This is a genomic window from Polynucleobacter sp. MWH-UH19D (assembly GCF_040409795.1).
GTDB lineage: Bacteria > Pseudomonadota > Gammaproteobacteria > Burkholderiales > Burkholderiaceae > Polynucleobacter.
The window spans coordinates 491,877-510,767 of sequence record NZ_CP099571.1; the positions used below are offsets into that span (position 1 = coordinate 491,877).

The following is an 18,891-nucleotide window of genomic DNA, read 5'->3' on the forward strand; positions in this document are numbered from 1 at the left end:
AGGTCTAAGCCTCTCTAGGAGAACATTCATGTTATTTACCCCAGCAGAAACCAAAGTGGTTGTCGTGGGAGGTGGGACGATGGGTGCCGATGTTGCAGCGGTTTGTGCGCGTGGCGGTTGTGCTGTTCAAGTAGTGGAGCCAACAACAGAGCGTCGTGCTTTATTGCCTGATTACTTTGTTAACACAATGACTGAATTAGGTTACGAGAATCGCATTCATTTGTTAACAGTTGCAGGCACTCTCGAAGAGGTTGATTGGTCTGATATTGATTTGGTAATTGAGTGTGTGCCTGAGCGCTTAGATATCAAGCGTGAGTTATTTGCAAAGTTGGAGCAATACGCTAAACCAGAAGCGGTACTAGCAAGTAATAGTACAAGCTTTCCGATTAGTGAAATTGCACAAGGATTAAAAACTCCAGCTCGCATGATTGGCCTACACTTTTTTATGCCAGCACATTTAATTCCTTGTGTTGAAGTCATTTATGGCGCAAAAACTTCGCCCATGGTTGCCGATAGTCTCACCCGTTTAATGACGGCATGTGGCATGGTTCCCGTTACCGTCAAAAAAGATTTGCCAGGCTTTTTGGCTAATCGGTTGCAACATGCCTTATCGCGTGAAGCATTTGCTATGGTCGACGCTGGAATTTGCACCCCTGAAGATATTGATAAAGCAGTGCGTTATGGCTTTGGTTTTCGCTACATTGCTGCTGGACCTGCTATGCAGCGCGATCATGCCGGCCTGGAAATACATGCGGCTGGAGGCACGACGATTTATCCGACCCTCAATAATTCATCAACTATTGCAAAGTGCTTGAGCGATCGAGTGGAAAGCGGTAAGTTTGGCATGAAGACTGGGGAAGGTTTTTATTCTTGGACGTCTGAGTCGATTAAGGCTGAACGTGAGCGCTATCAAGATGCCTTGCGTGAAGGCTTAAAAATTATTCAGAAAGAGTTGCCAAAAATTAAGTGATATCGTGAATGTGAAACTTGTGTAGATTTGGCGCAAGTTTGTAGGTGATCAACACCACTGCAAGCGTAGCGACACCACCAAAAATAATGGAGGGTACTAAACCTAAGAGACTGGCCGCAATGCCAGATTCGAGGGCGCCTAACTCATTAGATGAGCCGATAAAAATTCCATTAATTGCGCTAATGCGACCGCGCATATTATCTGGCGTTGTCAGTTGCACAATGCTGCTTCGTATGACTACGGAAACAGAATCACAACATCCTGAGGCAAATAAGAAGAATGCACATACCCATAAATGGGTGGATAGACCAAAGCCAATAATGGAAATTCCAAAACCAGCGACCGATAGCAGTAAGTATTTGCCTGAGTCATTGAGTATTGGATGTTTGGCTAGGTAGATTCCCATGAGGACGGATCCCGCAGCAGGAGCGGCACGCAAAATACCAAGGACCTCCGGCCCTGCATGAAGCACATCACTAACAAAAGCTGGAAGAATGGATACTGCGCCACCAAATAGTACCGCGAACATATCTAGCGCCATGGTGCTCAAGATAAGCTCATGCTTTCTGACGTAATCAAATCCCTGCATAAAGCTTTTAAGGAAGTGGGTAGATTGAGGCGAATGCTCTTGATGCGCTTTAATCAAAGTAACACCATAAAGACTAACGAGTCCAAAACATGCGGCTAGGGCATAGGTCCATGTGAGATTGGTAAAGCCAATCATCAGGCCGCCTAAGCCAGGTCCTGCTACTACGCAAATTTGGAAAGAAGCGTTTCCATATCCCATGTATTTGGTAAGTTGCTCGCGCGGAATAATTTGCCCGAATAGCGCTTGGTAGGAGGGGCGCAGTAATGCTCTAGCAACACCAATAAAACCAACTGCTGTGTAGATTAGTGGTACGGGTGGAGATACCCAATCTAATGCGATGGCACATAAAAATAATGCAACGAGTACATGGATAATGGCAGCGATCGCAGAGATCACTTTACGAGAGTAGTGGTCTACCGCATGACCCGAGTAGAGCGCCAAAGCAAAGTAAGGTACGAGCTCTGCAAGCCCAATTAGTCCGAGTGAAATCACGCTATGGGTAATTTCATAGAGATGCCAGCCAACTGCCACCATCGTGATTTGATAACTTAGGGTGGCGCCAATACGGTAAATCAGCAGGGTTTTAAATGCTTTGCTTGGACTCATGTTTGAATGAGTTTACGGGAATTTCTGCACCATCTGATTTATCCTTAGGCTATGAAGAAGATTATTCGCGTTTGGGATTTGCCGATTCGACTATTCCACTGGCTGCTAGTGGCATGCATCATTGGGAGTCTGATCACTATTCATGTATCTGATAGTGCGGTCGAATTACATGCCTACTTTGGTTACTGCATATTGACTCTCTTGGTCTTTAGGGTGATTTGGGGATTTGTTGGATCCAGGCATGCACGCTTTAGCTCATTTATCCCCAATCGCCAATCAATCCTCAATTATCTTGAGGGTAAATCTCCACAATTTTTGGGGCATAACCCTATTGGGGCTCTATCCGTCTTTGCATTGCTATTTGCGCTGAGTGTGCAAGTGGTGACGGGTTTATTTGTAGATGATGAAATCGCATTCCAAGGGCCTTTTGCAAAATATGTGCCCAATGCAGTGGTATCGATCTTGTCCGAGATTCATGAAGGCAATCAGGTGGTGATCTACGCTCTTATTGCCCTTCATATTTTGGCGATTTGGTACTACAGAAAATTCAAAGGTGAAAATTTAGTCAAGCCTATGATTACAGGCGATAAAGAAATTGACCCAAGCGAGGAGGCAAATTATTTGCCCTCTGACTTGGGTCATAACTCCAAAGATGGAGTATTGCAACGGGTATTGGCTTTGCTACTCTTTGTTCTAGTTGCCGTTGCGATTTCTTATTTCATTACGCGATAAGTTCTTTCCAATTATTTTTTCTTGAAATCATCGTGGCAGCCTTTGCAGGTTGCGCCGGCTGCACCAAATGCTTTCTTGATACTTTCTAGGTCACCAGATTGCGCAGCAGTATTGAGGTTGGCAACAGCAAGCTGCATTTTTTCGGATGCAGCCTTGAACTTGGCGTTATCAGACCAAATATCTGCTTGCGCTTTGCCACCCTCAGTGCCTTGGCCAAAAGCTTGCCATGGCAAAGTAGACAGCGTGGCCACAACGGCAGCATTTTTTGTAACCTCATCTTTGTTGTAAGGGGCTTCACCTTTTACAACAGCACCAATTTTTCCAAATGAATTCGCTAAGACTGTGAATACACTCTGACGATACTTGATGGCATCTTCTGGTTTTTGAAATTGAGCGAATGCAAAACCAGCGCTTACTGTTAATGCGCCAGCTAAGCCAAACGAAATTACTTTTTGCAGTTTCATGCGGGCCTCTTAAGTGTTATGTGGTGAATGGGGGCTGTCTAGATTGAAATTAGCATACTCTAGATTATTGGGATTTGCTCAATAGCCTGAAAACAGCATCTGCAGGGGGTAAGTGAGTAGATAAACAATACTCTTAAAAAATGCCATCAAGGGGTCCATCCATAGACCACCAATAACCCCAGTAAATACTAGACCCAAGACAATAAAAAATCCCCAAGGCTCTAACTTGCCAAAAGCAATAGATTGTTTTGCTGGTAACAAGCCAGAAAGAATTCGTCCGCCATCTAAGGGTGGTAATGGGAATAGATTAAAGACAAGCAAACCAAGGTTCCAAAGGATGCCCGCCTGAGCCATTGCAATAAAAAACTTTTCATCGATCCCTAGCCCAACGAGCAGAATTAAAAGGAATGCCCAAATCATGGCTTGGATAAAGTTAGAGCCTGGTCCTGCAAGGGCGACCCAAACGGAGTCCATTCTTGGATTGCGTAGGCGACCGAAATTGACTGGCACAGGCTTAGCGTAACCAACCAAGAAGGAGGACCCCGCCAAAATTAATGCCAGCGGAATCAGGATAGTCCCTACGGGGTCAATATGTTTGGCGGGATTGAGGCTAACTCGCCCCAACATATATGCTGTGTTATCCCCAAATTTTCGGGCAGCATATCCATGGGCTGCTTCGTGGATCGTAATGGCAAAAATCAAGGGAATCGCATTAATGGCGACAGCTTGGATAGAATAGTCGGTAATCATGGCAATATGATATCCATAGGAGCTCAAAGTGACTGACGATAAGAAATCTGCATCCAAAACCCCCGCAAAACCTGTTGCTGCCAAGCCGCCAGCCCGTCCGCCAGCCCCTAAAGGCCCATCTGGCCCTGCCGGAAGGCCTCAGGCTGGCTTTGGAGGTGGAAAAGGCATGATGCGCAAGGCCGGGCGCGGTCGATAGTGGATAATTACATTCATTATTAATCTGTTTACAGAGGATTTAGCATGAACGAATGGCATAACGAATCTAAAGAAGAAGTTAACAAAAAGATCATTACTTTGATTGTGATGTTGGCCGCTGCAACTAGCTTGGCTATTTTGTTTGCGTTGGTGGCTGCTCATACTGGTTACGTATTCGGTTAATTAGTATTAATGACTAGCCATCGCCAACCTGCAATATTTGCTGGCCATGGCAGTCCGATGTATGCCATTGAGCACAACCGCTATACCGCGGCTTGGACTGCGTTAGGAAAATCGCTGAAGCGTCCTGACGCCATCTTGGTAGTATCTGCGCATTGGGTTACTCGAGGAACTTGGGTTACCGCAATGGCAAACCCCAAAACGATTCATGATTTTGGTGGCTTTCCTCAAGCACTCTTTGAAATTCAATATCCGGCACCAGGATGTCCCGCACTCGCTGATCGTGTCAAAGAGTTATTAAATGTTCCCGTAGTACTTGAAGAAAACGAGTGGGGTATTGATCATGGGGCCTGGTCGGTACTCAAGTACTTTTATCCCAACGCCGATGTGCCTGTAGTGCAGCTAAGCTTGGATGGGTCCATGTCGGCTCAGGAACATTATGATTTGGCGCAGCAGTTAAAGCCTTTGCGTGATGAAAATATTCTGATTCTCTCCAGTGGCAATGTGGTGCATAACCTTCGCACAATTCATTGGCAAGATGATGCACAGCCTTACCCATGGGCTAAAGACTTTAATGAGTTCTTTGCCGCACAACTACATGCTAAGCATCACGAACCCTTAATTGAGTGGGAAAAGTATGGTGAGGCAGCCCATCTTTCGATTCCCACGCCGGAACATTATTGGCCCGCTTTATATACCCTAGCTTTACAACATGAAGATGAGGGCGCATCAATTTATACAGATGGAATTGAAATGAGCTCCATCAGTATGTTGGGTTTTTCAATTCAGTAAACGCAAGAAAATATAAAACGAGAAGATAAATTATGTGGCTATCTATTCTTGCAATATTTTTCGGTGCCGGTTTCGGTGCTTTGTTAAGAGCAGGGTTTAATGTTCTGACTGTTAGCGCTGCTTCTGTTATTCCTTTGGGCACGTTGCTCTCGAATATGGTGGGTGGATATTTGGTTGGTTTGGCAGTTGCCTACTTTGGCAACAATCCACAGTTATCACCCGAGTGGAAGTTACTCGTTGTGACTGGCTTCTTAGGCGGTCTTACAACCTTTTCCAGCTTCTCTGCTGAAGTGGTTGGCTTTATTCAACGTGGCGAATTTACTTGGGCCTTAGGCACAGCGATGTTACACCTTGTCGGCTCTTTGATATTGACCTTTTTGGGTATTCTGACTTATCAAGCATTGAAATAAAAAAGGGGCATATAAGTCTTATAAGCCCCCGATTGAATAGATCAAATGATTTATTCTGGTTTGATATTGGCTGTTTTTACAACGCCACTCCACTTCGTAGACTCAGATTTAATGAGTGCCGCAAAATCAGCTGGTGTACCGCCACCAATTTCATTACCTTGTGACAGCATTAACTCTCTCAATTGAGGATCTTTGAGGGCTTCATTCGCTGCGGCATTGAGTTTATCGATAATGGCCTTAGGTGTACCTTTGGGTGCGATCAGGCCTTGCCAGTTCAATACCTCTACTTTTGGGTAGCCTGCTTCAGCAAATGTGGGGACATTGGGCAGCAATGGTGAGCGTTTTTTACTGGTAATGGCAATGGCGCGCAATTTATCACCCTTGATGCTAGGCATTGCGGAATACATCTGATCAAACATCATGGAGACATTGCCTGCCATAAGGTCGGTTAAGCCAGCTGAACCACTTTTGTAGGGAACGTGAATCATATCGATCCCCGCACTCTGCTTGAATAGTTCGGCAGATAACTGATGGCTTCCGCCAATTCCGCCTGATGAGTAAGTTAATACTCCAGGCTTTGCTTTTGCTGCCTCTACAATTTCTTTGACGGATTTAAATGGAGAGCTTGGGTTAACAACAAGTACGAGCGGACCTTTTTCAATCAAAATAATAGGTATTAAATCAGTTTCTGGGTCATAGCGCAGGTTGCCAAATAAAGTTTTATTGACGGCCATCGGTGCAAAGTTGCCCATGCCAATGGTGTATCCATCTGGGGTTGCTCTGGCAATAAACTCAGTGCCGATATTACCGCCTGCACCTGGTTTGTTGTCCACAATAATGGGTTGCTTGAGAATCACGCTCATCTTCTGGGCAATTTGACGACTCCGTGCATCTGAGCCGCCACCAGCGCCATAAGGCACAATGAAATTGATGGGCTTGTTTGGATAGCTTGACTGTGCAAAAGCAGTTGGCGCAAAGAGCGTGACTATTCCTAACAGTGCTAGGGTCAATGATTGAATCGGTTTTAGTAGAGTCATATTCGCTTTCTTTAAATCAATCCCAGAATGCCCAGAAAGGCGCCAATTGCAATCAGATACAAAGGATGCCACCTTGTGAATAAGGTAGTAGCAATTGTGCCAAGCGTCAAGATATAAGCAGCAGCGCCTTGATTAATTTGTAAGGCAATTTGTAAGGCAGATGAGAGTACCAAGCCAATTGCTAATGCTGCAGCTGCGTATTGAATAGATTTTTTGTGGCGAGCGTTCTGAATACCCAAAATCAAGCGCTGTAAATAGTAAATCAAAATAGATGATGGCCATGCTATGGCTAGAGTAGCAACCAGTGCGCCAATTACGCCATAAATATGCCAGCCCAATAGGGTGACTGTCATAAAGTTAGGGCCAGGCGCCGCTTGCGCAATTGCGAAGTAATCTGAGAATGTTTGTAAATCAATCCAATGTTCTTGATTGACAGCCAAGTTTAGGAGAACTGGTAAGAGTGCATTGACGCCACCGAAGGCAATCAAAGAAAATGCCGAGAGCTTTAAGAAAAGGCTGAATAAAATACTCATTCTTGACCGGCCTTTTTCCAGGCAAGAGCAAGAGCCAATGGAGATGAAATCAGCACTACCCATCCCAAGCCTAAATGAAAATAGCTAGCGGTAATCATGGTTAGCGCAACCACCAATAGCATTGCTGGAAAACGAAACTCATCTTTTAGCATTTTGAATCCAGTTGATGCGATCAGCCCAACCCCCACTGCGGAAATCCCTCGCAGCAATCCTTTAACAGTTTCTAGGTAGCTGTAATGTTCATATAAAACAGCTAGTAGCATTACGATGGAAATAGGGCCTAGTGTTAAGCCAAGTACGCTAGCGATGGCTCCACGAGCACCCCCAAAGCGAGAGCCAACGCAGACAGCGAGATTCACAATATTAGGTCCAGGAACGATCTGACAAATACCCAGAATCGCACTGAATTCTTCTGACGTCAGAATTTTGTCTCGCTCTACCAGCGTTCTTCTGGCCCAAGGTAATACGCCTCCAAAACCGGACATGCCAATTTTGCTAAAGCTAATAAATAACTCAAGAGGTGTCAGTGTTTTCAAAATAATTGAGCTTCTTGATTAAGGCTTTAACTTGGCTTATAGGGGTGTGGAACCGGCTTGTTCTCAATCCATGCCTCTAGAGTTTCAGTAATACCTTTAGCGAACGCTTCAAAAATAGGCTCAGCAATAAAACCAAGATGCGGGGTAACTAAGAGATTTGGTGTATTGCGCAAAGGATCGTTTGCTGGAAGAGGTTCAATATCAAATACATCAATGGCTGCCTGGCCGGGTCTACCTGCAGCTAATGCTATTTGTAGGTCACTCATATTGATGAGGGCAGAGCGCGAGGTATTTACCAAGATTGAATCTGGACGCATTAGCGATAATTGATCTGCGCTGATTAGACCTTTGGTTCCTGGTCCAGCTACTAAGTGCATGGAAACAATTTTCGAGGTAGACAGTAATTCATCTAGGCTGACTGCTTTAGCATTTTCAGCGGCAGCACGTTCTGGAGTCATGCGCGGACTCCATGCTACAACCTCCATGCCAAATGCAGCGCCAACGCGAGCAACGCGACTACCAATAGCGCCTAAGCCCATGATCCCTAGGCGCTCACCTGCAAGCATGGGTAGAACAGATAGTTGATCGCGCCAGCCACCGGATGCCATCAGTTTATTTTCTTCAATCAAACGTTTTGATGCGCCAAGAATCAATGCCCAAGTGAGTTCCGCGGTTGTGTCCTTTGAAGGGCCTCCTGGTGAGCAGGCAATTGGAATGTTGCGAGCTACTAAAGCAGATGCCTCTAGGGTGCCATTGCGCTCGCCAGTAAACATCAAAAATTTCAACTTAGGCAAACGCGCGATTATCGCCTCATTAAATGGAGAGCGATCCCGTACGATGGCAATGGCATCCGCATCCTTTACTGCTTCGTAAAGTGCTTCATCGCGTAAAGGATCATGATGAAAAATCAGATTTGCTTGCTTCTCTAATTTTTCCCAGTTTGAGAAACGTCTTAATGCGCGCTCGTAATCTCCAAGAATGACGATATTAGGCAGTGAGCTCATAAATGCTTTCTAAATTAATCTGGTGTGCAAAGGCTAATAATCTGCTTGAGATCAGAGGCTTGCCCTAATTTCCATAAAGCGGAGATTAGTTGGCGCGTTTTTTCTTTACCAATGACTGGCTCTGCAAGGCTAGTAAATTTTTGTTCTAGATTGGCATCGCTCATTGGGTTTTCCAAAGAGCCAATCGCATTCTTCACAAAAATGTGGACTTCTTTGCCATTTTTCAAGAAGGCTTTGACGTCAACCGATGCTTCGCTAATCGAAGTGTCTGTAGTCGCATTGACCTTAGCGCGTAAAGCGACAACATCAGGGCGGTTCACAATATCATCTGCGTACTCACCTTCACCCGCTTGACCAAAGATTAAGCCAACGGCGCAACCATGGTAGACGCTAAATTTACCCTCAAGACCATCTTTCGGAGTCTTTTTGCCAGTGAGCTCTAAGACAAGAGGGTGAGCGCGCAACTCAATACGTTCAACGTCTTCGGCTTTGACGCCTTGGGCGCGTAACTGTGAGCAGGCATCAATTGCAGGGTGAATCACAATGCCACATGCGAATGGCTTGTAAGTATTGAGTGAAATCTCAAACGACTTGCCTAGCTCACGATCAATTTCTGACCAGTCGCATTTAGTGGAAACAGTCTGCATATAGCCGCGACCTGCCTCAAGCGCTTTTGGACTCGCAGTAAAACCATGTTTTGCAAGCAAGGCAGAAATTTGCCCTGCACGTGCAGCACCACCAGGATGAAAAGGTTTTGTCATGGTGCCAAACTGCTCGCGCACACCGACTGGTTGTGAGGCAGCGATTCCTAATGCCATCATTGTCTTTTGTAAATCTAGACCCATTAGACGTGCACAGGCTGCCGCAGAGCCGAGCGTGCCAGTGGAGCCTGTGATATGCCAGCCGCGATGGTAGTGATCAGGATACATCGCATTGCCAACACGACAAGCCACATCAATACCAAGAACCAGTGAGTCGATGATTTGACGGCCATTCGCGCCAATATGTTCACCTAGCGCCAAGATGGCAGAAGCAACTGGGCCTGCAGGGTGAATAACTGTTTTCAGGTGGGTATCGTCAAAGTCAAAAGTGTGGGAGCTAATACCATTAATTAATGCTGCACCACCCATATCTACTTTGTCTTTCCGGCCTAGGATACTGGCTTGAGAAGCAGGCTGAAATTCGCGAACGGCAGCTAAGGAAGACTCCACGCTTTCATGATTCGCTGCACCAATAGCGCAACCAAGCCAATTTAAAAATGTGCGATGCGCCTCATGATCCACTTCAAGCGTCCATCCTTGGCTTGGGTGAGAGTGAACAAACTCAGCAAGCGTTTTGGTAACTGGTGGCGCATTGAGATCTGCGGCTGCGGCAATAGCATGGGACATATGGGTTCCTGTGAAGATGTATTGGAGATTAGTTGTAATTTATTGAATTATTCAATTTCGATATTGCGATCTTTGGCAACTTTTGCCCAGCGTGCAATATCTTCTTTAATATAGTTAGCAAATTGAGTTGGACTCAAAGGCATGAGTGTCATGGCTTCATTCGTCATTTTTTCTGAGAAGTCTGGGCTTGCAAGAACTTTGTTGAGTTCGGTATTGAGTTTTGCAACAACGGCGGGAGGTAAGTTTGCGGGACCTACGATACCGTACCACTGCTGGCCATCAAAGCCATTAAATCCGAGTTCTTTAAAGGTAGGAATATTTGGGGCAGCAGAACTTCGTTTAGCACCGGTAACAGCAAGCCCTCGGACACGATTCGTATTGATATAAGGAAGAGCGGCAAACAGTGTGGGAAACATTGCTTGTGTTTGTCCGGCCAATAGGTCGGTGTAAGCGGGACCAACACCTCGATAGGGAACGTGAACCATGAAAATGCCAGCTGCAAGTTTTAACTGTTCCATTCCAAGATGGGTTAGGGTGCCTGGGCCTGCAGACCCATAACTCAATTTGGCAGGATTCTTTTTGGCGTAATCTACAAACTCTTTAAAACTCTTTATTGGCAATTCAGAATTGATGACGAGCACATTTGGTGTGGCTCCAATCATGCCGATCGGTGTGAAGTCTTTGATGGCATCATAGGGTAGCCGGCGTACCGCTGGATTTGTTCCGTGAGTACCTACATAGGCAACCATCAGGGTGTAACCATCTGCCGGTGCTTTAGCGGTAGCTTGTGAAGCGATTGCGCCTCCACCGCCACCCATATTTTCAACAACAACAGGTTGACCAATTGAGCGGGAGAGTTTTTCGGCAACCGATCGGGCAATATTATCTAGTCCACCGCCAGCGGCAACTGGTGCAATTAGCTTAATTGGTTTGACTGGGTAAGTAGGGGCTTGCGCATACGCGTTTAGATTTAGGAGCAAGCCTAAAACGACAAACAAAAAGGATAAAAAAATCGGCTGTTGCCGATAAAGGGTTTTAGACATGTCTCAAGCCTAGATTGGTTATTTAATAGTTTTTGTAACGCCTGGCCATTTTACTATTTATGGCTGATTTTGGTGTTTTAGCTGGTTTTGATCTTTTTTCGAGTGGAACGATCCAAGGAGATTGAGTCTAGGTTGGGTTCTAGGGCTTCGCGCGTGTCAAAAACGAAGCAACTACCTTGGTAGTGGGCTGACCCCACCTCTTCAAAGTATTTCAAAATTCCACCTTCAAGCTGGTAGCTATGCTCCATGCCAATTTCTCTCATATAGAGACCAGACTTTTCGCAGCGGATGCCGCCGGTGCAAAAACTCACCAAGGTTTTGTCAGCTAGCTCATCTTTATGTGCAGAAATAGCGGCAGGGAACTCGGTAAATTTTTCGATATTGAAATGTAATGCGTTTTCAAATGTGCCGTAGTCCACTTCAAATGCATTGCGAGTATCAACCATGACTACTGGTCTACCAAGATCGTCAGTTCCACGATCCAACCATTCTTGTAATTTTTTTGGTGAAATGAAATTTGCTCGACCTTTCTCTGGCTGAATGCTGGGATGATTCATACGAATGATTTCATTCTTGAGTTTGATCAGCATTTTTTTGAAAGGTTGCTCATCTGACCAACTTTCTTTTGCCTCAAGCGGTGCAAATCTAGAGTCTGCTCGTAACCAATCTAGAAATCCACGAAGTGCATCAGGCTTGCCAGCCAAGAACATATTGATACCTTCGCCGGTGAGCAATATAGTCCCCTTGAGTTCGCGACTATTGCATTCATCCAGCATTTTTGTGCGCAACTCAGTCAGACCATCAAGGCTGACGAATAAATAGGCGGCAATATTCAGTATCGGTTTCATACATTTCTCTTGGTGACATTGCCATTATCGAGCAAATAGCCTCAATGGGTGTTAATCTTCCAGCATTCACTATAGGAGACAAATTTATGAATCTGACTGCTAAATTGGGTATGAAAGCCCTTCAGAGCATGCTAACCATTGCGATTGCTTTCGGTATCAGCAATCTAGCATCAGCACAGTCCTCTGGTGCTTGGCCAACGCAAAAACCGATTAAGCTGGTTGCGGTATTTCCGCCTGGTGGTTCTGTTGACCAGGTAGCTCGCATATTGGCTCCTGTCTTGCAGGCTGAGTTAAAGCAAAATGTCATCGTTGAAAATGTGGGTGGCGCATCGGGCGTGATTGGTACCGCTGCTATGACGCGTTCTGATCCTGATGGCTACACTTTTGCGGTGGTGTTTGATACACACGGCGTTAATCCTAGTCTTAAAGACAAGCTCCCCTATGACACGATTAAAGATATTGCTCCTGTCATTTTGGTTGGTACCTCACCGATGGTGTTGGTAGCTAGTAAGAATTCCGGTATTACTAGTTTTAAGCAGTTAGTAGATCAATCTAAAGCGGGTAAAAAATTCAGCTATGGTTCCATTGGTATTGGAAGTCTTGGGCATCTTGCGATAGCGCGTTTAGCTAAGCAGGCGGGATTTGATTGGAATCACATCCCTTATCGTGGCGGCGGCCCATTAATGCAAGACGTATTGGGTGGTCAGGTGGAGTTAGCAGTAGGTTCAGAGTTTTTGGTTAAGCCCCATATTGAAAGTGGCGGCGTCATTCCTTTGGTCATTACGACCGCAAAACGTTCTCCTGCTTTGCCTAATGTGCCAACCATTTCTGAGAGTGGCTTCCCTGGTTTCAATGCTCCTGCTTGGTGGGCGGTTTTAGCGCCAGGTAAAACACCTCCGGCAGTGATTGATGCGATGAATAAAGCGCTCAACAAAGCACTCAAGAGCCCAGCGGTTGCAGAAAAATTCAAAGCACAAGGAATTGAAGTGGTCGGCGGAAGCCCAGAGACTTTACGCGACTTTATTGGTAAGCAAATCGCGATTTGGGGTAAGTTTGTTATTGAAAACAATATCAAAGAAACGGCCCAATAAAAGTTATCTAAATAAAGGTATTTATGTCAGAACGTTTAATTCCTTATCAGCCCATGGATTTGGCTGAACCAGCAGAGTTGGTTGCGGCGATTCGTAAGCGTCGTGGCGGTCAATTTATTAACTTAGATCGCATGTTATTGCATAGTGTGCCGATCGCAGAAGGCTGGAATCACTTCATTGGCGAGATTCGTAATAACTTATCTCTGGATCCAAAGCTACGTGAATTGGCGATGTGTGGTGTAGCTGTTTTAAATGGTGCCGAGTATGAGTTCTTTCATCATGCGCCCCCTTTTAAAAAGGCTGGGGGTACGGAAGAGCAAGTTCAGGCTTTGCGCTTAATTGGGCAAGCCAACTTTCCCAAGAATCTATTTACCCAAGTCGAGAATGATGCGGCAGATCTGACATTTCAGATGACACGTAATATCAAGGTTGATCCTGAGTTAATGAAGCGCTTGCAAAAGGCCTTGGGCAGCACAGACACCGTAGAGTTGGTGACAGTCATTGCCGCTTACAACATGGTTTCTCGTTTCTTAATCGCGTTAGATGTGAATCCAGAAGATCATCCACCCGCTTAGCCAAGAAAAAGACACACCATGATTCGCAACATTCAAACAGTGATTCCCGGTATTGCCACCTCTGATGGTGCAGGAGTGAAGTTGCGTCGCAGTCTTGGTGGTCAGCAACAAATTCGACTAGATCCCTTTTTGATGCTTGATGAGTTTTCATCGAATGATCCAAATGATTATGTAGCTGGCTTTCCGCCACACCCTCATCGTGGGTTTGAAACAGTGACATATATGCTTGAGGGTCACATGCTGCATGAAGATCACTTAGGTAATCAAGGACATCTAAAGACTGGTGGCGTGCAGTGGATGACCGCAGGGCGCGGCATTATTCATTCCGAGATGCCTCAGCAAGTGAGTGGTGCAATGCGAGGCTTTCAGTTGTGGATCAACTTGCCAGCCAAAGAAAAGATGAAGCCAGCAGGTTATCAAGATATACAAGAAGAAAGTATTCCAAAGGTATCGCTTGATAATAGCGGCTCTGTGAAAGTTATTGCCGGCAGTTTTCGGTATGGCAGTCAAACTATTACCGGACCAATACATGGCATTAGTACGGCACCTGTATTTCTGGATGTGCACTTACCTCCAAATGCCGAATTTGAATATTCTCTACCAAAAGAGCTCAATGCTTTTGTATATGCGTATGAAGGCGGATTGGAAGTTGGCGATCCTTTGAAGGTTGCCCCAAAGCAGGCTGCAATTGTCTTGGGTGAGGGCAATCAACTGAAGGTGAAGGCGGGCGCTGAAGGCGCGCAGTTTATCGTGCTTGCCGCTTTGCCTTTGCGCGAACCGATTGTGCAATATGGCCCCTTTGTCATGAACACCCGTGCCGAGATAGAGCAGGCCATTGACGATTATCAAAACAATCGTTTTGTATTTTTCGAATGATTTATTGGAATGAGGGCGGGCAACAACGATCCGCAAAGTGGCATTCTGAAAATGGTATAGCTCCCCATCAAAAAATCCAGATTGGCGACGATACCTTAACTGCAGATGCAGCTTATCGTTTGGCTTGTGAGGGGACGGCCATTTTGTATCGCGGTGATTTTCAAAATGCAAGGCAGTTACTCCAGGCTCTCGTGCGAAGGGTGGATAAGCCTTCTAAGAAATCAAAAAGGGTTAGTAAGGGCTCTAAAGATGCAGAAGCCAAAGAAAAAAGTCCTCTAGATCTTTTTAATTTACATCGCTTGTCACAATCGCAACGGGCGCGCATTTTAGGAATGCTATTGATTCAGTTGGAGGCGAATCACTCTATCCCGCTTAGGCGTGCTCCTGATGTCGCTCAAGCCTGCCTAGGGGCATACGGGCCTCAAACACAGCCTTACATTATTTCTTTACGGGAGTTATTGGGCGTCATTAGCGCTCATGAATGGCGCAAGAAAGGTGTTCCCGTTCTCGTAAGGGAAGATGAGGAGATTCGCATTCATCCGCACTATGGCGTGTTTTCTCCTGTACGTGGTGAATACATTGAGCTAGTCTTAAAGGCGCCATTGCCAAAGGCGCTATTAAAAAGCTCTACTGCATTTGATATCGGGGTAGGTACTGGAGTTTTATCCGTTGTGCTGGCCATACGAGAAATTCAAAACATCATTGCAACCGATCAAAATGACCGAGCAATTGCTTGTGCTAAAGATAATATCGAGCGTCTTCACCTAAGCAATCAAGTGAAAATTCAAAAAACCGATTTGTTTCCAGATGGCAAGGCTGCCCTCATTGTTTGCAATCCACCTTGGTTGCCTGCAAGACCCAGTTCTTCTTTAGAACAAGCGGTATATGATCCGGGCAGCCAGATGCTAAAGGGTTTTCTTATTGGGCTGAAAGATCATCTTTTGCCTGAAGGTGAGGGATGGTTAATTCTTTCGGATTTAGCCGAGCATCTTGGTTTGCGTTCTCGAGAAGAGTTGCTCAGCTGGATTGATGATGCATGTCTAACTGTGATTGATCGCCTTGATACTAAACCTCATCATCCAAGGGCGTTTGATCAAGATGATGCTTTATATGCAGCAAGATCAAAAGAGGTTACTAGTCTTTGGCGTCTAGGAATAAAGTGATAAAAATATCCCTATAGCTTCTATCCTCGTTCATCTCATGGTTGTTAATACTGCAGTTCATTCATAAAATTATCTTAACTGCTGGAATTAAAAGCAGGCCATACTGAGAATTGCGTAGTGTTATTGCATACCTCTTGTAATACATGATTGATTTGTTTGAGGTTTAAATTTGTACCGTAGTTCACAACATCAAAATAACTTAGTAGTTCTTCTTGTCATCTTCCTTCATGTTTTGCTTTTATTAGGAGCATTCTTGTTGGATATACGAAAGAGGGTGGCATTGGATTTGGGGTCGATGACAGGCCCCATATTTGTAGATTTGCACCAAAGCATCAAGTTAAATGCTCAAACTAAGAAATCCGATGTGGGGGCTCTGAACTCTGGGGCACTCAATAATCAAAAATTAACCGATGCTGAAGGCGGCCGTACCCATAGCCCTCGAGCTCTAAATGGTGGTGGTGTGGAGGATTTACACCCAACAAAAATTGACGGTCCTAAGCCGCATTATCCGATTGCTAGTAGACGCCTAAGAGAAGAGGGGGATGTTTTGGTGAGGCTATGCATAAATTCTCGTGGCGAAGTTGAAAAGGCGCAGATTCAAAAAAGTTCTGGGTATCAAAACCTAGATCACTCTGCCTTAAGTGCATTATCAAAATGGCGTTTTGCGGCTTCATCCCAATTACTCAATAGCAGCTTTGCAGAATGTTTTCGTTTTCCTGTGCGCTTCACCTTGGAGGGGTGATGAGGGATGAAAAATGATTGAAATCGCAGAGCCTATTGTTGAGAACAAGGTTAAGCCAGTCACACTGGAATTTCCCAAAACAATTTCTAGTGCTGCGCTGCTAGGCAAGCAGAATCAAATATTTATTGTCCATGATGGCCAGCGATATCAGCTACGCATCACGAAGTTAAGGAAACTTATTCTGACGAAATAACTTTTTAACAATCTACTAGCCAGCAATAGCATTTTCATATGCATATAGCCAGCGATTTTTTACTAATGTCACTGGAGGTTGTATATGAAACATCAGTTTATTGGGGGATCCCTTGGCGATCACAATAAGATTGCTTGGATATCATCGATCGCACTGCTTTATGGAAGTATTTTTTCAGGTTCTGCAAAAGCGCGTGATGCCGAATTGCCAAGAATCGATATTGTTGGCAGGGAGGAGAGCGCGGCACATAAAATTCCTGGCACGGTTGATGTTATTTCGGAGAAGCAACTTGAAATACTGCAGGCGCCCTCACTTCAGGATGCTTTAAGAACTGTTCCAGGTGTGAATGTCAGAGGGGATGAGGGTGGTCTTGGGTCTATCCCGAACATCGGGCTGCGAGGCCTGAATCCGAGTCGTAGCTCCAAGGTGCTTCTTTTGGAGGATGGTGCTCCAATTCAGCCTAGTCTATTTATCTCTAACGCCTCTTACTACAGTCCTCCAATCGATCGAATTAGTAGGATCGAAGTTTTAAAGGGCGCCTCTGGCCTACAGTATGGCCCCTCTAATATTGGCGGCGTTATTAACTATCTCAGTAAAACGCCCGCATCAGGCATTAAATTGACTGGCAAAGTTGGTAATTTTGGATATCGACTTGCAGAGCTCGAGGCTGGAGGAAAGTCTGATTCAAATGGGGCAATTGGTGGCATCAATCTCATTCAATCCGAATCTAATGGTTATCAAAATAATGGATTCAAGATGTATGACGTGCTCGTCAAAGGCGGTCTACAGATTGATCAGAATCAGTGGTTGAGTCTTAAGTACACTCACTACGATAACAATATCAATACTTCTTATGTAGGACTTCGTCCTAATCAGTATGCCGCCAACTCTGGCATAAACCCAGCCCCCAATGATCGATTTATTACTCAGAGAAACGCAGTAGACATCAATCATTCTCTCGAGATTAATTCAGATACCAGGCTCAATACATTGCTGTACTGGAGCAAATTGGACCGAGATTACTGGAGACAATCTATCCTGGATCGCAATCAAGATGCAACGGTGTTTAAGCCTTGCAATACGGGTGCTGACTGTCAGGCAGGGAGAAATCGAGAGTTTCAAATGTTGGGCTTAGATTCCCGTTTGATCCATGGGTATAAAGCCTTTGGAATCTCAAATGAAATGGAGTTGGGAGTTCGATTGCATACTGAGTCTCAGTCAAACCAAGTTGTGGCATCTCAAACTTTAGCTCACTCAGGTCGTTTGACTATGCACGAAGAGAATAAGGCTAACTCTATTGCTTTGTATGCTCAAAATCGATTCTTAATCACTCCAGATTTTGCGATTATTCCTGGTGTTCGGGTGGAGAGTTACAACCAAAATCGATCTAATGTGATAACCAACAAAAGTGGTAGTGCTAAGAATATAGAAACTGTTCCGCAGATTGGTGCTACTTGGCAGCTAGTTCCGCAGGCGCAGATCTATAGCAGTATTTATAAGGGCTTTGCACCTGCGCAATTGGCTACTGCTATTGATGACAAGGGGGTGGATCAGCAGCTCGCACCAGAGCGCTCTACTAATATCGAAATGGGAGTGAGGGGTCGTTCTGGTGGTTTTTCATATGACTCCGCCATTTTTAGTATGGATTTTAGTAATCAGATCGTTAATCAAAGTCTTGCATCTGGAATATCTAAAGCGAATGGTGGGCAGAGCTTGCACCAAGGCGCTGAATTATCTCTTGGATATCAAATTAGCGGGGGTTGGAGTATTAACACGAACGCAACTTACATCCCTGTAGCGCGTTTTGTTGGAACCAATTCTTTGGGTAAAGATGGAAAACGAATTCCCTATACGCCAGAGTTAACTTCGAATCTTGGAGTGAATTATCAAAAGAATGGGTTTAATACTTTACTATCACTCAACTACGTCTCCAAACAGTATGCGGATTCTGCAAATACTATTACGCAAAATACAATTGGAACAATTGGTGAGGTGCCAGCTTTTGCAACTGTAAATTGGAGCGTTAACTACGACATTAACAAAGAATGGAAAGTATTTGGCGTAGTGAATAACCTTTTTGATAAAAGATATATTGCCAGTCGAAGTCCTGATGGAATTTTTCCAGGGGCACCGCTTAACTTTCAAGCTGGTATGAGTTATCAATTTAATTGAAT

General features: G+C 44.9%; 23 protein-coding genes. 13 read left to right on the forward strand and 10 right to left on the reverse strand.

Annotated elements, in window-relative coordinates; all coding sequences use genetic code 11:
• The first annotated feature begins 28 nt into the window (after nucleotides 1–28).
• On the forward strand, nucleotides 29–970 hold the full coding sequence (locus NHB34_RS02450) for a 3-hydroxyacyl-CoA dehydrogenase NAD-binding domain-containing protein (RefSeq protein WP_353428006.1): 942 nt from the start codon (nucleotides 29–31) through the stop codon (nucleotides 968–970).
• On the opposite strand, the gene NHB34_RS02455 is transcribed toward NHB34_RS02450, so the two are convergent.
• The gene (locus tag NHB34_RS02455) at nucleotides 963–2,165 is read right to left on the reverse strand and encodes an MFS transporter (protein WP_353428008.1); all 1,203 of its coding nucleotides are present in this window, start codon (nucleotides 2,163–2,165) and stop codon (nucleotides 963–965) included. The genes NHB34_RS02450 and NHB34_RS02455 overlap by 8 nt on opposite strands.
• Nucleotides 2,166–2,216: 51 nt before the next feature.
• Between NHB34_RS02455 and NHB34_RS02460 the strand changes: the two genes are divergently transcribed.
• On the forward strand, nucleotides 2,217–2,897 hold the full coding sequence (locus NHB34_RS02460) for a cytochrome b/b6 domain-containing protein (protein ID WP_353428010.1): 681 nt from the start codon (nucleotides 2,217–2,219) through the stop codon (nucleotides 2,895–2,897).
• An 11-nt stretch (nucleotides 2,898–2,908) separates the two neighbouring features.
• Here the strand turns inward: NHB34_RS02460 and NHB34_RS02465 are convergent, their stop codons facing one another.
• Both NHB34_RS02465 and NHB34_RS02470 read right to left on the reverse strand, forming a co-directional pair.
• Nucleotides 2,909–3,361, reverse strand: coding sequence for a cytochrome c (locus tag NHB34_RS02465; RefSeq protein WP_353428011.1), 453 nt, complete (start codon nucleotides 3,359–3,361; stop codon nucleotides 2,909–2,911).
• Between the two features lie 78 nt (nucleotides 3,362–3,439).
• A complete protein-coding gene (locus NHB34_RS02470; RefSeq protein WP_353428013.1) occupies nucleotides 3,440–4,111 on the reverse strand; it encodes a site-2 protease family protein in 672 nt (223 codons plus the stop codon).
• 28 nt (nucleotides 4,112–4,139) lie between these two features.
• Here NHB34_RS02470 and NHB34_RS02475 point away from each other — a divergent pair, with 28 nt between their 5' ends.
• From NHB34_RS02475 to crcB, 4 genes are read left to right on the forward strand one after another with little or no spacing between them, the layout of a single operon-like run.
• Nucleotides 4,140–4,307: a hypothetical protein gene (locus NHB34_RS02475; RefSeq protein ID WP_353428015.1), complete on the forward strand. Its 168-nt coding sequence runs from the start codon at nucleotides 4,140–4,142 to the stop codon at nucleotides 4,305–4,307.
• Between the two features lie 44 nt (nucleotides 4,308–4,351).
• Entirely contained in the window at nucleotides 4,352–4,489 is a 138-nt protein-coding gene (locus NHB34_RS02480) for a hypothetical protein (RefSeq protein ID WP_172793433.1), read from the forward strand.
• A 9-nt stretch (nucleotides 4,490–4,498) separates the two neighbouring features.
• Complete coding sequence (gene ygiD / locus NHB34_RS02485; protein WP_353428017.1) at nucleotides 4,499–5,278, forward strand: 4,5-DOPA dioxygenase extradiol; 780 nt, start codon at nucleotides 4,499–4,501, stop codon at nucleotides 5,276–5,278.
• A 32-nt stretch (nucleotides 5,279–5,310) separates the two neighbouring features.
• Complete coding sequence (gene crcB / locus NHB34_RS02490) at nucleotides 5,311–5,688, forward strand: fluoride efflux transporter CrcB (RefSeq protein WP_353428018.1); 378 nt, start codon at nucleotides 5,311–5,313, stop codon at nucleotides 5,686–5,688.
• Between the two features lie 50 nt (nucleotides 5,689–5,738).
• Here crcB and NHB34_RS02495 read toward each other — a convergent pair whose 3' ends face one another.
• The 7 genes from NHB34_RS02495 to NHB34_RS02525 form a co-directional block, all read right to left on the reverse strand.
• Nucleotides 5,739–6,725 (reverse strand): tripartite tricarboxylate transporter substrate binding protein, encoded by a 987-nt coding sequence (locus NHB34_RS02495; protein ID WP_353428020.1) that lies wholly within the window; start codon nucleotides 6,723–6,725, stop codon nucleotides 5,739–5,741.
• An 11-nt stretch (nucleotides 6,726–6,736) separates the two neighbouring features.
• Nucleotides 6,737–7,258 carry a chromate transporter gene (locus NHB34_RS02500; protein ID WP_353428022.1) on the reverse strand — a complete coding sequence of 174 codons (522 nt, stop codon included), beginning with the start codon at nucleotides 7,256–7,258 and terminating at the stop codon, nucleotides 6,737–6,739.
• Nucleotides 7,255–7,794: a chromate transporter gene (locus NHB34_RS02505; RefSeq protein ID WP_353428023.1), complete on the reverse strand. Its 540-nt coding sequence runs from the start codon at nucleotides 7,792–7,794 to the stop codon at nucleotides 7,255–7,257. The genes NHB34_RS02500 and NHB34_RS02505 overlap by 4 nt, the downstream gene beginning before the upstream one ends.
• 26 nt (nucleotides 7,795–7,820) lie before the next feature.
• Entirely contained in the window at nucleotides 7,821–8,798 is a 978-nt protein-coding gene (locus tag NHB34_RS02510; protein WP_353428024.1) for a D-2-hydroxyacid dehydrogenase family protein, read from the reverse strand.
• Between the two features lie 14 nt (nucleotides 8,799–8,812).
• Nucleotides 8,813–10,186: an MmgE/PrpD family protein gene (locus NHB34_RS02515; protein WP_353428026.1), complete on the reverse strand. Its 1,374-nt coding sequence runs from the start codon at nucleotides 10,184–10,186 to the stop codon at nucleotides 8,813–8,815.
• A 47-nt stretch (nucleotides 10,187–10,233) separates the two neighbouring features.
• On the reverse strand, nucleotides 10,234–11,229 hold the full coding sequence (locus NHB34_RS02520; RefSeq protein ID WP_353428028.1) for a tripartite tricarboxylate transporter substrate binding protein: 996 nt from the start codon (nucleotides 11,227–11,229) through the stop codon (nucleotides 10,234–10,236).
• Between the two features lie 77 nt (nucleotides 11,230–11,306).
• On the reverse strand, nucleotides 11,307–12,077 hold the full coding sequence (locus NHB34_RS02525; protein ID WP_353428030.1) for a sulfurtransferase: 771 nt from the start codon (nucleotides 12,075–12,077) through the stop codon (nucleotides 11,307–11,309).
• An 86-nt stretch (nucleotides 12,078–12,163) separates the two neighbouring features.
• Between NHB34_RS02525 and NHB34_RS02530 the strand changes: the two genes are divergently transcribed.
• The 7 genes from NHB34_RS02530 to NHB34_RS02560 all read left to right on the forward strand — a co-directional run bounded on the left by NHB34_RS02530 (nucleotide 12,164) and on the right by NHB34_RS02560 (nucleotide 18,889).
• Nucleotides 12,164–13,168, forward strand: a complete 1,005-nt coding sequence (locus tag NHB34_RS02530; protein WP_353428031.1) for a tripartite tricarboxylate transporter substrate binding protein — start codon at nucleotides 12,164–12,166, stop codon at nucleotides 13,166–13,168.
• A gap of 23 nt (nucleotides 13,169–13,191) precedes the next feature.
• Nucleotides 13,192–13,743, forward strand: a complete 552-nt coding sequence (locus NHB34_RS02535; protein WP_353428033.1) for a carboxymuconolactone decarboxylase family protein — start codon at nucleotides 13,192–13,194, stop codon at nucleotides 13,741–13,743.
• An 18-nt stretch (nucleotides 13,744–13,761) separates the two neighbouring features.
• A complete protein-coding gene (locus tag NHB34_RS02540; RefSeq protein ID WP_353428035.1) occupies nucleotides 13,762–14,619 on the forward strand; it encodes a pirin family protein in 858 nt (285 codons plus the stop codon).
• Complete coding sequence (locus NHB34_RS02545; protein WP_353428037.1) at nucleotides 14,616–15,782, forward strand: class I SAM-dependent methyltransferase; 1,167 nt, start codon at nucleotides 14,616–14,618, stop codon at nucleotides 15,780–15,782. Before NHB34_RS02540 ends, NHB34_RS02545 begins: the two co-directional genes overlap by 4 nt.
• Before the next feature lie 295 nt (nucleotides 15,783–16,077).
• The gene (locus NHB34_RS02550; protein ID WP_353428039.1) at nucleotides 16,078–16,524 is read left to right on the forward strand and encodes an energy transducer TonB; all 447 of its coding nucleotides are present in this window, start codon (nucleotides 16,078–16,080) and stop codon (nucleotides 16,522–16,524) included.
• A 13-nt stretch (nucleotides 16,525–16,537) separates the two neighbouring features.
• On the forward strand, nucleotides 16,538–16,717 hold the full coding sequence (locus tag NHB34_RS02555) for a hemin uptake protein HemP (protein ID WP_353428041.1): 180 nt from the start codon (nucleotides 16,538–16,540) through the stop codon (nucleotides 16,715–16,717).
• 84 nt (nucleotides 16,718–16,801) lie between these two features.
• On the forward strand, nucleotides 16,802–18,889 hold the full coding sequence (locus tag NHB34_RS02560) for a TonB-dependent receptor (protein ID WP_353428042.1): 2,088 nt from the start codon (nucleotides 16,802–16,804) through the stop codon (nucleotides 18,887–18,889).
• Nucleotides 18,890–18,891 lie beyond the last annotated feature (2 nt).